Origin of the sequence: Lachnoclostridium sp. Marseille-P6806, assembly GCF_900625025.1 — a bacterium.
Lineage (GTDB): Bacteria > Bacillota > Clostridia > Lachnospirales > Lachnospiraceae > CAG-791.
The window spans coordinates 1-14,199 of record NZ_LR130596.1 but is presented as its reverse complement, the minus strand read 5'-3'; the positions used below and the strand labels follow the sequence as shown (position 1 = coordinate 14,199).

9 protein-coding genes and 1 pseudogene are annotated in these 14,199 nt (G+C 54.0%); 3 read left to right on the top strand and 7 right to left on the bottom strand.

Going from position 1 to position 14,199, the window contains the following annotated elements; genetic code table 11:
* Positions 1 to 215: 215 nt before the first annotated feature.
* The 3 genes and pseudogenes from E0E20_RS13425 to E0E20_RS14315 form a co-directional block, all read right to left on the bottom strand.
* Positions 216 to 1,708 (bottom strand): annotated as a pseudogene (locus E0E20_RS13425) (IS5 family transposase).
* A gap of 385 nt (positions 1,709 to 2,093) precedes the next feature.
* The gene (locus E0E20_RS13420) at positions 2,094 to 2,813 is read right to left on the bottom strand and encodes a transposase (protein ID WP_130838681.1); all 720 of its coding nucleotides are present in this window, start codon (positions 2,811 to 2,813) and stop codon (positions 2,094 to 2,096) included.
* Positions 2,735 to 3,706, bottom strand: coding sequence for a transposase (locus E0E20_RS14315; RefSeq protein ID WP_242622807.1), 972 nt, complete (start codon positions 3,704 to 3,706; stop codon positions 2,735 to 2,737). The genes E0E20_RS13420 and E0E20_RS14315 overlap by 79 nt, the downstream gene beginning before the upstream one ends.
* Positions 3,707 to 3,986: 280 nt before the next feature.
* Here E0E20_RS14315 and E0E20_RS14685 point away from each other — a divergent pair, with 280 nt between their 5' ends.
* Positions 3,987 to 4,157 carry an ATP-binding protein gene (locus E0E20_RS14685; protein WP_130838683.1) on the top strand — a complete coding sequence of 57 codons (171 nt, stop codon included), beginning with the start codon at positions 3,987 to 3,989 and terminating at the stop codon, positions 4,155 to 4,157.
* Positions 4,158 to 4,286: 129 nt separating this feature from the next.
* Positions 4,287 to 5,783 carry a hypothetical protein gene (locus E0E20_RS13405; protein ID WP_242622806.1) on the top strand — a complete coding sequence of 499 codons (1,497 nt, stop codon included), beginning with the start codon at positions 4,287 to 4,289 and terminating at the stop codon, positions 5,781 to 5,783.
* A 100-nt stretch (positions 5,784 to 5,883) separates the two neighbouring features.
* Here E0E20_RS13405 and E0E20_RS13400 read toward each other — a convergent pair whose 3' ends face one another.
* The 3 genes from E0E20_RS13400 to E0E20_RS13390 all read right to left on the bottom strand — a co-directional run bounded on the left by E0E20_RS13400 (position 5,884) and on the right by E0E20_RS13390 (position 11,709).
* Complete coding sequence (locus tag E0E20_RS13400) at positions 5,884 to 7,650, bottom strand: right-handed parallel beta-helix repeat-containing protein (RefSeq protein ID WP_130838680.1); 1,767 nt, start codon at positions 7,648 to 7,650, stop codon at positions 5,884 to 5,886.
* A 156-nt stretch (positions 7,651 to 7,806) separates the two neighbouring features.
* Positions 7,807 to 9,681: a beta-L-arabinofuranosidase domain-containing protein gene (locus E0E20_RS13395; RefSeq protein WP_130838679.1), complete on the bottom strand. Its 1,875-nt coding sequence runs from the start codon at positions 9,679 to 9,681 to the stop codon at positions 7,807 to 7,809.
* 3 nt (positions 9,682 to 9,684) lie between these two features.
* A complete protein-coding gene (locus E0E20_RS13390; RefSeq protein WP_130838678.1) occupies positions 9,685 to 11,709 on the bottom strand; it encodes a glycoside hydrolase family 31 protein in 2,025 nt (674 codons plus the stop codon).
* 392 nt (positions 11,710 to 12,101) lie between these two features.
* Between E0E20_RS13390 and E0E20_RS13385 the strand changes: the two genes are divergently transcribed.
* A complete protein-coding gene (locus E0E20_RS13385; RefSeq protein WP_165444114.1) occupies positions 12,102 to 12,917 on the top strand; it encodes an AraC family transcriptional regulator in 816 nt (271 codons plus the stop codon).
* A 127-nt stretch (positions 12,918 to 13,044) separates the two neighbouring features.
* Here the strand turns inward: E0E20_RS13385 and E0E20_RS13380 are convergent.
* On the bottom strand, positions 13,045 to 14,199 hold a 1,155-nt coding region (locus E0E20_RS13380; protein WP_207302884.1), incomplete at its 5' end, for a helix-turn-helix domain-containing protein.

Below are 14,199 nucleotides of genomic sequence, written 5' to 3'. Positions count from 1 at the left end.
TAGCTTCTGAAACCGGTCTTCCTCTGACATCATATTTTCTCGGAAATGAGGCCATAAATAAAATGCTAAACCACAGGTTCTAAACCGTGGTTTAGCACTACTTTTTTTCTCAAGTCCGAAAGACAGGTAGAAGAGTAACACCGGAGGAGAGAAAAGTCCAGACGCGCGGAGCATCAGCGGGAAGTGACCGCATGACGGAGATAATTAATGAGTGCTCAACAATGGGCCAATTCTATCGGCTCGCCAGTTTGAACCATAAATACCATCATGACGCCTTGCGTCATTCGTCTTGTGACCCTTGAAACAGCCCATATGAATTTTGCGCATAAAAGAACCGCCATGAGGTGGTTCACGTTAAGCGCAATGACAGACAGCTGAATCGAACTTCGCGTGGAGCTGTTCGGCTTCGTACGAATCAGTCCCAGTCCATCGCTGTGCTTTGCTGCTGCGAAGGATCTTTCCATCTCGATCCTGTCTGCGTTATCCGTGTACTCGAGTTTCCTGTCTGCTCTCGGATCTTTCTTTGGTCTTCCAAGAGGCGGTCCTGAAAGACGGATCCCGCGTTCCCTGCAGAAGCGAAGGTTCGCTCGGTTCCAGTAGATCTTGTCTGCCAGGATGCGCTCCGGGAAATGTCCTGTCCTCTCGCAGTAGCGCATCGCCGCCATGATGAGTACATCACTCTCGTTGTACGGATCGAACGACAGCTTTTCGATTCGTGCCATTCCCCGCTCATCCAGGCTCAGGTCAAGCTTTGCGCCGAACTCGACCGGGGTTGCCGCTTTCCCCCGGACGATCGGGCGAATGGACGGCTGGCTGATGCTGACGATCCGATCCGGTACCTTGCGCACATTGTTGTCGTACATGTACCTCTGTTGTTCGTAGGCCTTATCGATAGTGACGAGTCGTATCTTCAGCTTCTCCGTCCGCTCGCAGCCATCGGCGAGGAGTTTACCGAGATAGTCTCTGTCTCTGCGAATGTACTGCCGCTGCTTCTTTATCGCCCTCCGGATTCTCTTCGATGTCCGCTTCCTGCTGCGGATCAGATTGAGGCAGTCCCGTCTGGCGTTGCGGCGGTACATGCGAGGTTTCGTCCAGTTATAGAGATAGCAGGTCTCATCAACCATGTGCGCCAGATTCTCGCGGCTCTCATTGAGCAGGTTGATGTCTTGCGGAAACTCGATGTTCTGCGGTGCACAAGTCGCATCAAGGATCATTGTCCCTGCATTCGATTCCGGTGATTCGGAAGCGGCTTCTGATGAGCTCTGCGATCCGGAATCATCGTCTCCCGGGGGGTTCGGATCATCCGGATGGTTGTCGTCCAGGATCATCTCATTGATTTCGCTGAGCACATCGTCCGTGAGGCGCTTGCGGAATTCCACCATCAGGGACGGAACAAAGGGAGCTTTCTGCCGGAAGCCGGGCAGGCCAATGAAGTACTGGAAATACGGGTTCTCTGCGATCTCTTCCACAAGCTCCCGGTCCGAAAATCCGAGCTGCTTCTGGATGAGGAGAGAGCCAAGCGCTACACGAAGGGGTTTACCGGCATTCCTGTGGTGCTCGGGAAGAGAGCTGCATATTTCTCCTCGATGTCATTCCACGGAATGAGCGTTGCTTTCTTCACCCATCGGTTCTCAGGGTTCATCTTAAGACCGATCGGCTGATTGAAATCCGTAAGTCCGAGCTGTCTGTACAGGCTTTTTTTATACACAGGGCTGTCCTTAGAAGTACAAGGCTTTAAAGTGAAAGCAGACGTTTTCTTTGCACTTCTATTACCCCGCTGATAGCCGACAAATGCAGTAAATATGCGGCTTTACAAGGTTTCAGATGGGTGTTTGGCACTCATTAATTAGCATTGCTGAATCGTTTGGCTGAATATATACGAACGCCGGAGACATGAAAGCGTTCGTGCGTATCAGGACCGCGCCGAGTGGTAATTATATGATTTGGGTGTCATAAGTCACTCTTAAAGTGGCTTTGAACATACAGCAGCCTTCGCTGCAACTGCTCTTTGACAAATGAATATAGTTCAATATAGGGATTGACTCTGTCTGGCTATCTTTTTGGTGTATCCATGAGGCTTTCTTTCCTTTCTTTCAGGCGTTTTCCGGAACCAGTGTCCTGCATTTCTCCAGTCCTCTTGTGAAACGCACAAGTTTGCAGAAATTCAGGGCATAGAGCTTAAAGCTGAAGAACTGCTTTGTCTTCAGCTTCCCTCTCACCGGCATGCGGTCCACGTGATATCTTCTCCGCAGTGTGGACGGTACTGTTTCTATGCCGTTTCTTATTCTGCCAGCTATTTTCAGAGACTCGTCATTCTTACTGTCTTTGTATTCCTGTGCCCGTTTTCTTGCATCTGGTGACAGGAACAAAACAGCGGTCCGTTTTTTCAGCTTGATCAGACATTCCGCTCTGTGTTCACAGTTTTCACACTGGCAGCGTTCGAATGATTTCCGGATTGTATTTGTTCTTCTGGAATAGGTGCTGCTCTTTGGGGTATTTCCTTTGGGACATTTCACAACGGTTCTGCCATCATCGAAGAGTTCGAAATCCAGAAGAATATCTCTCGTCTTTCTTCCGAGAAGGCCGGTCGTTGTAAGGGTGATATTTTTATCTTCCGCAAGTTTGTGATTCTCCGCACTGCCATAAGCACCATCAGTGATGATCTGCGAAGGCTCCTCCGCCGGTTTCATTGTTTCAACCTCTTCTTTGAAGAATCCGAGGTCGCTGTGGGTATTTACATCATACTGATAGTCTGTGACAACCGAGCCTTGGCATCCACAGCTTCTGTAAGGTTGGCAGCATCGCCGCGATATTCCTGATTCGCCTTTATCCGGTAAGTGGCATCAGGATCAGATGGATTCTGGAGGGCAGTGGAATTCAATCCGTCGCCCTTGTCCTTGGGAATGTTCTTCCCATCGTCATCTTTCTTTGTCTGTTCATTGATGGCACGCTCCAGAAACTGATAGTCTGCCGTATCGCTGTATTCAGCCATGCACTTCGGAAGAAGAGCAGTGGCATCATCGATTACAGTCTGAAGAGGATCGCTCTGAACCGGGTCCGCATTATGATAGTAAATCACCTTGTTGCGATCATCCGGTTCAGCGTAATGCTCGAGGCCTTTGATCATATCCTTTTGGCCATCGCGGGAAAGCTTTTTTACCAGGTTGGCCAGGCAGGAATAAAGCAGTTCCAGCCTCTCCATCTTCCTGATGTTGGATTCGATCATCATGCTGTCCATCCGGCGGATTTTTGGGGATATATCCATGAATTTGCGCATTTCTTCGGAGAGCTGGATGAAACAGGTATGAAGCAGATCCTCACCGGTTGTCAGTTCATAGGCTGCGCATCTCTCACGGAAACGGCTGAAAGTCCGGTCACTGAGCGGCTGTTCTTCGAAGCTGGTTGTATGCAGAGCATACTGATATCGAAAGTCGAATTCGATGGATTCAAGCATCTCATCATCCGTCTGACCGGTGAAATCTTTCAGGATCAGGGCACCGACGATGACATTGACCGGAGCATTAGGCCGGGAGTTTTTCTTTTCACTGAAAAGCGGAACGAAGATCTGTTCATTGATCTTTGTGAAAACATGATCAGAAAAGACCTGTGCCCAGGATTTTTTGAGCATCTCCTGTTTCCTTGGAGAAAGAAAGTTCTGCTGATCGAAAAGGGATATCTGCTGTGAATCGTTTGATCGGAATGACATCCTGAAGACCTCTCAGAGTACAAGATTTGATGCCATTATTATACTACTAAGAGGCCGAAATTCCTTATAAAATCAACGTTTTCCAGCATTCCGGTTTCAGGAAAATCAGCTAAAGTTGGACTATATTTATTTGTCAAAGAGCACACTGCAATAGGCAGCCGGATGCTGTTACAGTAATTTTGACACCCAAATCATTATATTAAAGGATACTTCTTGCGGAAGATGAAAAAGAATGGTAGCCGCTCTTCCCGGACAGGAAATATGATGACATAAGGCCGTTCTGAATGTTATCAGTGAGAGCGACGGGATCCCGCCCGAAAAGCAGGCGCATCTCTTTGACCGCTTCTATCGCCTTGATGAAGGGAGAAACAGTGAGGGGATTCATTATGGGCCGGAGCTTTCCATCGAAAAAGCAGCGGTCGAACAGCATGGCGGAAACATAGGGCGTTAACTGCCCGGACGGCAAAGTGCAATTTAACGTCTCCCTTCCGATTTCAAAAAAAATCTTTAGAAACTTCAATCTTTGTTCAATCTCTCCTCTTTACAATGACCCCATCAAATACAAAGGAGGGCTTCAAAATTGAAAACAAAGAGTAAAGCATTCATCCCTCTGCTGGCGGCATTGATGGTCTTTAGCCTTGGCGCCTGCGGAAATGGCGTATCGGGGGATACGGCAGGCAACGGCAGCACTTCCCAGATTTCTGAATCTTCCGGGCCTTCGGAAACCGGTGAAAGCAATGTTCCGGGAAATCCTCCCGGGCCCCCGCCGGAAGGCGCCCCCGGAGAAAACGGGGAGCCAAATGAAAATGGCGGACCCGGCGGAAATGGCGCCCCCGGCGGTGCTCCCGGTGGCAGCAGCGCAGACATCGACTATTCCGGCACCGTCGAGATTACTTCCGCAGAGACACAGAGCAGACAGACCTACCGCAGCGAGACGGCGGACGAAAGCGCCCTCTTGATTTCCACATCGGAGGATGTGAAGATCAATGATCCCACCGTCACCAAAACCGGAGATTCAGACAGCGGTGACAACTGCAATTTCTATGGTCTGAATGCCGCTGTCCTGGTAAAGGACGGTGCGACAGCCACCATCACCGGCGGGACCATCACCACCAGTGCAAATGGGGCAAACGGCGTGTTCAGTTATGGCGGCAACGGTGGTCAGAACGGCGTTAAGGGCGATGGCACAACGGTCATCATCCGCGATACATCCATCACAACGACCGGCGACGGCTCCGGCGGCATCATGACCACAGGCGGCGGCATCACCTATGCCTACGATCTTGACGTCACCACCAGCGGACAGTCTTCTGCCGCAATCCGCACCGACAGAGGCGGCGGGACGGTCTATGTGGAGGGAGGCACCTATACCTCCAATGGTCTGGGTTCTCCGGCGATCTACTCCACCGCAGCAATTCAGGTTGAAAACGCCACGCTCACCTCCAATCTTTCTGAGGGCGTCTGCATCGAAGGCATGAATTCCATTGAACTTACGGACTGTGATCTGACAGCAAATAACACCAAACGAAATGGCAATGCCCGGTTCCTCGACAGCATCATGATCTATCAGTCCATGTCGGGAGATGCGCAGAGCGGCACATCGTCTTTCACTATGACCGGGGGTACGCTTACCAGCAAGAGCGGACATGTTTTTCATGTAACGAATACCAACGCAGTCATCACACTGCGTGATGTGGAACTGATCAACGAGGACAGCGACAACATTCTGATCTCGGTCTGCGACGATGGATGGGATGGTGGAAGCAACACGGCGATCCTCAATGCTTCCTCCCAGAAGCTGGCAGGCGCCGTCCTTGTGGGAAGTAATTCAACGCTGACACTGAACCTGACTGACGGTTCCACCTTTGAGGGCTATGTGGACGGCAATATCACCGATGCCGACGGCACAACCGTTTCCACTGAGGTCGGCACTGTCTCCGTTACGCTCGACGACAGCAGTATCTGGACTTTGACAGGCGACAGCTATGTGACCGAGTTCAATGGCGATGCGGCCAATGTCATCAGCAACGGCTACACATTATATGTTAACGGCACGGCGCAAAGCGGCACAAATTAAAGCAGATCTGTCTGTTTGAGTCAACACCTGCGATCAGCGGGGGATGCCTGGCATCCCCCGCTGATCGCAGGTGTTGGCTCATCCAAAACCCATTGGCTTCCTATTCTCCCTGCACATTGTCGCGGAACGTGCAGTCCTCAAACACGACCTCTCCTTTTGTCCGCTCCTCATAACGGTTTCCCTCAAAGACACAGCCGCGGAACAGCACGCCGTCCGATTCCTCCGCATTGATAAACGCGCATCCGGAGTTCTCCGACACCGTATTCCCCGTGATCTCACAGTCCTCTGCAAGAATATCCCTGCTGCGCAAAAAATCGAACATGCTGTACTCCCTGCTGTCATACAGGCGGCAGTCTTTAAAATGGATATCGCTTGCCTCATATAGTTCGGCGATCCCATAGGTGCAGTCATAAATATCGGTATTTTCCACCGCGACATCAAAGGAATCCCACAATGCCACGCCGTAGGCGCCGCTTCCGTAGAGACGGCAGTCCTCAATCCGGATTGAAGAGCTGTTCTCCGCCATCACGACATTGCCCGAGCAGCGGCCCGGCTCTACCTCATGCCCCAGCGTCAGCCCGCGAAGAACAATATTTCCGCAATGGTCAAAGAAAAGCACGTTATCATACGAATTCTCCGTCACGATGGTGACTTCCGCCCCCTCCTCTGTCTCCAGCAGAAGATTATCCTGATAGGATACGAGACCGGTATTTCTCAATTCCTCCGGCAGGATCTCTCCGTACTCCTCGTATTCCTCCTCCCTTGCCCGCGTGACATCCGACAGATTATATGTCCCCGCTTTCAGAATCACACGAGTATTGTCCCTGCTCATATTCCGGACAAGCTCATGCACGTCCGACACCGTCACGGTCTGCACGTAGCGGTAGTCCTCTCTGTTCTCATATTCCGCCGACTCTGCGCGGAGAAACAGGTACCGTACCGGTTCCTCGTAGTAGTCCTCCTCATAGTCCACTTCGTCGATCATCTCCAGCTCATTGTCTCCAAGAAGCGACAGCTTGATCTTCCGCTCTCCCTCTTCCTCCGGAAGCTGCAGCTCCGCACTCCAGAATTCATTCAGACAGCATTCGCCGGCCGGCTCTTCGCGCAGGGTGAGGCGACTTCCGAGCACATTATATGATTCGCCATCTACCAAACGGCGATAATCCGCACGGAGTTCATTTCCGTCCTCATAGATACGGAGCGTTCCCTCCATGGCGATGTCATCGTCCGCCATATAGTAATAATATCCGCTGCGCATCCGGACAAGGGACCAGTCTCCGATCAGCTTTCGGCAGTCGCGCTCCATCTCCGGGAATTCCGGCATGGACGCCTGCCGGACAAAGGTCAGATCGTCGGTCTGATATCCCATAAAATCCGGGCAGTACAGCTTATCTCCCGAGAGTCTTGCATAATAGGTTTCCTTTTTATTCGGCCGGGAGTACACAAACTCGAGCTCAAGCACATCGCCGTTTTTCCTCCAGAAGCACTGCTCTGCATCCGTGCGGTAATGCCAGAGAGCCCCGCTGTAATCGCGCTCGAGCATGCGGTAATAAAAGCTCCCGTCCGCAAACAGAAAAATCTCCGCCGCTTCCATCCAGTCCATATTCAGAGAAGTCCGCCATGCGCTGCCTGCGAGCTCACTGTCCGGAACCGCCAGCGTGGGGAGAATCCCCTCTGTCTCCGCTAAGGCCGCCTCTTCCCCGTCATTCTGCTGCCGCTCCTCCGCCGCAGAAGCTCCGGCGGGCTCTCCGACCGTTTTGTCCTCTCCGCAGGCAGTGAGCCAGAACGCCGCAGCCATAGCGAAAGCGGCAAGCCGTATGCCGTTTTTCCATCCGCTTCTTTGTCCCGCAAATTTCCGCTTCATCATGAAAACTCCACCCTCTTGACACCAGATTGAAATTCAGACCGCTTGTTCTTTTCAGTATGAACTGTTTTTCCGGAATCCGCATCCATCTTTCGGCCATCTCCGGCAAACCCCGCACCCCTGCAAACCGTCCCGGGAGGTTCTTCCCCGGCGCCGTCTCTACACGATTCTGAAATACATCTGGTACGGCTCGCGTCCGATTTCATTCACGGGGAGGAAACTGATGCCCGGGTCAAGCCGCTCCGTACGGAAGCGGATCAGCCATGTTCCCCACTGCCGCTCGTTGTCGGATGCCAGCGCTCTCACCGGATCCCCCTGATCCTCCGGAGAGAGGGACAGCACGCGCTCTTTATCCGTAATCCCGACAAGCACCTCCGGCCCGAAGCGGAACGCCCCCATGCGTGCGTCGTCCGGCAGAGGGATAAAGCGGAGCCCGACGGGGAGGAGCACGATCACCTCGTCTCCGTCATGCCACTCTCTTTTTATCACGGCGAAGCTCCCTCCCTGCGCCGGGTCCGCGCTCCGCTCTCCGTTCACATAGAGGGACGCCGGCTGCGTGATCCATTCCGGGATCCGGAAGCAGAAAGAGACGGCCGCCGGCTCTTCGGTGTGCACCATGAAGACATGCTTGCGGACAGACGGCATATTTTCCTGATTTCCCGCCGTCCGGTTCACCGTCTGTCTCGCATCGTTCACCGAGGAGGTCTGAAGAAGCCCGTTCATGAGATCCTGCCGCTGCGACAGCGTCATGCGGACGCTCCCGCCGGATCGCGTCTCCGCCTCGAACGTCACATCCGAATCGAGATACTGCCCGATGTAGAGAGCGCCGGTCTCCGCAAAATAAATTCCCTCGTTCAGTCTGGCATTGGCCTGCACCATCGTGCCGTGACAGCAGAAGAAGCTGTCCATCGCACCGGCCCAGCTCTTCCGCCCGGGCGCTTTCATCGGCAGGAAATACGTCAGCAGTCCCGACGCCTCCTCGAGGCTCTCGGTATTGACGCTCCGATAGTAGGACTGCGCCATGATTCCGTTGTACAGATTATATTCCGCATACTGTAAATACGCGGGATCTTTCGTCTCACGGAACAGAAAAACCGCAAGCCGCATCATGTTGTAGACCGTGCAGTGCTCCTGATTGCGCTCCCCCAGTCTTGCCCGGAGCTTCTGCTTCGGCGTCCAGATCTCTCCCTGCGTCTGTCCGCCCGTCGCAAAGCACCCGCGCTCCGTGACCGCGCAGCGCCAGTAGGCCTCCGCGACCGCAAGCCAGCGCTTTTCCCCCGTCACCTCGTAGGCCCGCGCGCAGCCGAGCGCCTCGGGGATCGTTGTATTCGCGTGCATGTTGGTCAGGACGTCCTCTCCCGCCACAAGCGGATCGAACAGACGTCTCCGGTAATACCGCTCCAGAAGCGTCCGGTATTTTTCCTTTCCGGTGATCTCCAGAAGATCTGCCCAGACCTCCAGCATACCGCCGGTCTCATAATCGAGGATATCGTCAAACTGCTCTCTGTCGTAGCTCCCGCTCCACGTAAGAAACCAGTCGGCAAAGCGGTCCGCTACAAGCAGCGCCGTCTCGCTCTCCGCATACCGGTACATGTCCGCAAGGCCCATGAACAGCTTGTGGATCGTGTACTGCGGCGCCCAGATACTGCGTCCCTCGCCGATCCAGCGCAGATATTTCTCGGGGATCGACGCGGCCCACTGTCCGCCGTTGTCCCACTGACACTGCGCCAGCTCTCCGACGATCGCCTCGGCCTTTGCCCGCAGCTCTCCGTCCCCGGTCTGGCGGAAATACAGCGCCGCCGCCGAGAGCCAGTGCCCCAGAAAATGCCCCCGAAGCTGACAGGTCGGAGATTCCCAGCCGCCCATCGCCTCCGTGTCAATTTCACGGTTGGTGAAGCGCCCCGCCTCCAGCTCAAAATTCCGGAGCAGATGCTCATCCGAAAGGCTCATCAGATACGCCCGGTTTCTCTGCCCCCGTTCCGTCAATCGTCCGTCCAGCAGACGCACATCGCTCCCGTTCAGTTCTCTCAGCATGCTTCACACCTTTCCGATCAAATACGACTGTCTTCCCTCGCGCAGATACACCGGCAGCGTGTCGAGCGCCGCCGAAGCCGTCACCGTCTGTCCTCCCTCGAACGACTCACCGCTCCCCGCATGGACCCAGCGCGCGCCGGCAGGCAGATAGACCCCGCGCGATACCGCCCCTGCATGGCAGACGGGCGCTACCAGAATATCCGGTCCGTACATGTATTCATCCGTGAGCTCCCACGCCCGTTTATCCTCCGGGAACTCATAGAAGACCGCCCGCATAACCGGATCGCCCGTCTCATGCGCCCACCGCATGAGCTGTCTCGTGTAGTCCCGGAGCAGCTCCCGGATCCCGATGAATTTCACGAAGACCGCCTCCATTCCGGGTCCGTAGCTCCAGATCTCATTTTCCGCCCCGGTATGCTCCCTCACTTCGCCGCTCTGTGACACAATCTCCTCAAAGGGAGCGCGGCAGCCGTGAATCCGCATCACCGGGCAGAACGCGCCGAACGCGAACCAGCGGGCGAGAAGCTCGCGGAACTTTTCATCCCCGATGTTTCCGCCGTGGAAGCCGCCGATGTCCGTCGTCCACCACGGAATCCCCGCCAGCCCCATATGGATGCCCGCGCAGATCTGCTTCCGGAAGTCCTCGTAGCTCGACATGATGTCCCCGGACCAGACCAGTGCGCCGTAGCGCTGAGAACCCGCCCAAGCACAGCGGATCAGACTGACCGGCTCCTCCGTGCCCGCCTCGCGCTGCCCCTCGTAGAAGCCCCGTGCGTACTCCCTCGGATACAGATTGGCCTTTTCCAGCGCCGGCCCGGCGTAATACTGATAATTTTCAAAATCCGTGTAGGAAAACTCCGGCTCCGCCTCGTCGAGCCAGAACGCGCTGACCCCGAGCTCCGCGTAGTTCTTCCGGCACTTCTCCCAGACATAGCGTCTGGTTCTCGGGTTGGTCGCATCCATGAACACGTTGTTCCCATGAAAAATCATCTGTACATCCACGCCGGAATGGCTCTTTACCAGAAGCCCCTGCTGCCGCATTTCCTCATAGTTCTCGCTCCGCCAGTCCACCTGCGGCCAGACGGAAACCATGACATGAATCCCCATGTCGCGAAGCTCGCGGATCATCCTTTCCGGATGCGGAAAATACTCCGGATCGAAGCGCCAGTCGCCGCAGCGCGGCCAGTGATAGTAGTCGATCACAAGTACATCGAGCGGGATGCCGCGTTTTTTGTACTCCCTCGCGACGGCAAGAACCTGCTCCGCGTTCCAGTAACGCAGCTTGCACTGCCAGAAGCCGAGACCGTACTCGGGCATCATCGGCGTCCGCCCCGTCGCCGCGGCGTAGGCGCGCTCGATCTGTGCCGGCGTATCGCCCGCCGTGATCCAGTAGTCCAGAAGATGCGTGCATTCCGCCGTCCACTCCGTCGTGTTCGCTCCGAAGTACGCCGTACCGATCGCCGCATTATTCCACAAAAAGCCGTAGCCCCGGTCCGAGAGCACGAACGGCACGCTCGCCTGCGAGTTCCGGTGCGCCAGCTCCAGCATACAGCCCTTGAGATTCATCCGCTCCTGCTGGTACTGACCCATGCCGTACAGCTTTTCCCCCTCCTCCGGAGCAAAGCGCATGTGCAGCCGGTATCCGCCGCCCGCAAGCGCCTTAAATTCCCTCGCCCGACGCATCAGAGCGCCGCCGAAGGGCTGCTCGGAGAGAAGAACGCGTCCCTCCCTGCTGCGGTAGATGATCTGCAGATAGTTTTCGATTCCCCAGCCGGTAACCCGGAGCTCCGCCGTGATTCCGCCGTTTGTGATCGACGCCTCCCGCTCTCCGAGCCGGATCTCCGGCTCACAGCTCTCGCTGTGCTCCATAAGGAGAGCGTCACTCCCTCCGGGGATCTCTCCCGACGGAACGCTTCGCACACGGAGGCTGTTGTCGCCCCACGGTGAAATACACAGCGTTTCCCCGTTCCAGCGGTAAAAAAGCTCTTTCTGATCCGATTCAAAAAAACCGTTTGACTGAAAGCCCATGACATTCCTCCACCCGGACAATCCGGCCTCTGATAGCTGAAGTCTAGCATCCGTCCTCTGCTCCGTAAATGTCATAGCGCTTCATTCGGTATCATTTCCGCACATGTTTTGCCGATGTATTATTTTCATACCTGACAGTCCGTTCACTCCTGTACTGTCACCTGACTTTTCCTCCCATGCCGGGCAATCTGTTATAATATGATAAATTGCAGCACAGTTCATGTATGATCTGCACAAAAAAGAAATTCCGCATCCGCTCTGCTCCGCGGAAAGGTATCATAATTCTATATTCATTATCAAAATGTTCTGTTTCGCTGTTTTGTCCGGAGCCTCACGCATCGCAGAAAAGAGCCGCCGCGGGCCAGCCGGACGCCGAAAGGAGAATGCGCCGCATGCGTATGATAGCCCTGCCGAAAAATCAGATCTACCGCTGCCGGATCACCGGAAAGTTCAAGGCGCTGAACGACCGGTGGGAGCACGAGTCCTTTCCTCTCCCGGACTACGAGCTGATCGTGGTGACAGAGGGCACGCTGTATCTTCGTTATCTTGGCGAAAACTTCACCGTCCGGGAAAACGAATACCTCCTGCTCCCACCCAGCAGCTCCCGGCGCAGCGGCTTCCGAAAAGCCTACTGCTCTTTCTACTGGCTGCACTTCTCGGCGGAAAATGGCGGCGACTCCTATGAGCTGCCGCAGACAGGAAAGCTGCCGCGGCTCTTCCGCATGGTCGTCCTCATGAAGCAGCTTCAGGACATCTCCAAAAGCAACTACCCGCAGATTTCCATCGACACCATGGCGACCACGATCATGACCGAGCTCTACGGACAGCTTGCCTCCAGCGCCCACACGGAAAAAAGCGCCGCGGACAGGAAGCAGATTTATCTGGATATCATCGACTATATCCAGCGGAATCTCTCGCGCAGCATCACGATCTCCGAGATTGCGGAGCAGTTCGGCTACAACGCCAGATACCTCTCCCATCTGTTTTCCAAGATCCGCGGCATCCCCCTCAAGCAGTTCATTCTGAATCAGAAAATGGATGCCGCAAATTTCATGCTGACGGACAACGACAACTCCATCAGCGATATCGCCGAATCGCTCGGCTTTTCAAACGTCCACAATTTTTCCCGCACCTATAAGAAGATCACGGGACTGACGCCCAGCGAATACCGCAACGCCTACGCCAGACGTCTTTTGTACCATGTCTGAGGGGGCATTCTTAGTTCTGCTCAACATAAAGCATGGTGCAGAAATACAATGGAACTCTCACGATTCAGGCGGAGGATAGTCTGTTCCGTCTGCTGATATTGTTCCCTCTGACTCATATGCATTCCAATTAACTAAGTGTTCCCTTTCCCTTATATGCTGTTCTGTACTCAAAAGGTGTTATACCGGTTTCTTTCCTAAAAACCTGAGAAAAATGAGAAAAATTCGAGAAACCACATTTCAGTGCGATCATGCTGATGGACATCTGTGTGCTGCCGAGGAGAGTTTTGGCTTCCTCGATCCGCTGACACTTGATGTAATCCATAAGAGAGAGCCCTGTTTTTTTCTTGACGAGTCTGGCCAGATAGTCGGGACTGAGATGAACGAAAGAAGCGATCTCTTCCCGTGAAAGCTTCTGCATGAGATGAGTCTGGATGTACTCGAATGTTCTTCCGACCTCATCTGTATCTTTCTTTGTGAACAGCGGGTCCGCTGTCAGGACCGTATAGCGCTGCACTGCCCATTCCGCCTTGCGGAGAAGTTCTTCGTAGGTCTGCGGTGTGGCAACAAACTGCTGCAGCGAAAACAGCTCTGTGAAGAATTTATCAGATGCTATCCTGCTGCTCCCCAGTGCTTGCAATACGGCATGGGTAAGTCCTTTGCCGGCCTCCTGCAGAGATTGATATTTTTCCGCGGGAGTGAGTTTTTCATTTTCAAAATACTGTCGAAGGCGGGTCGGGATTTGTGCTCCCTGACCGTTTTCAAAGAGACTTCTCCATTTGGAGATATTCATCAGGAACGACTTGCTGACACCAGACTGCTTCGGATCTGCCGAGTACAGAAAAACTCCGGTTCTGGCCATAACATTCTGCTTTTCATACTCCATCAGACAGCGGATGCCTGCCATCACATTGCAGCGGTCGATGCCCTTTCCGTAGTAATAGACGGCACTTCTGATGTCCAGATGTTTTTGTTCAAAATCGGAATATCTGAGCAATACCCGCATGATATCCGTTGAATGCAATTGACCGGCATCATAAGAGATCAGCAGAATAAAATGGTCTGAGCCCACTTTAAGCATGACAGCTCCTGCTGCCGAGCCCAGCATTTCTCTGATAACGTTTGTAATGGTTGAACGGATAAGTGTTTCGTCCCAGCCTCCTCCTAATATAAAAGATGTAGTGGTCATACCCCCAACAGCCAGTTGGGATATGATCCGCTCGTTGCTTAAGCTGTTAGAATGTAGTGGCATTGGTTCGGACGGATTCCTCCTTGGACCCCGCGT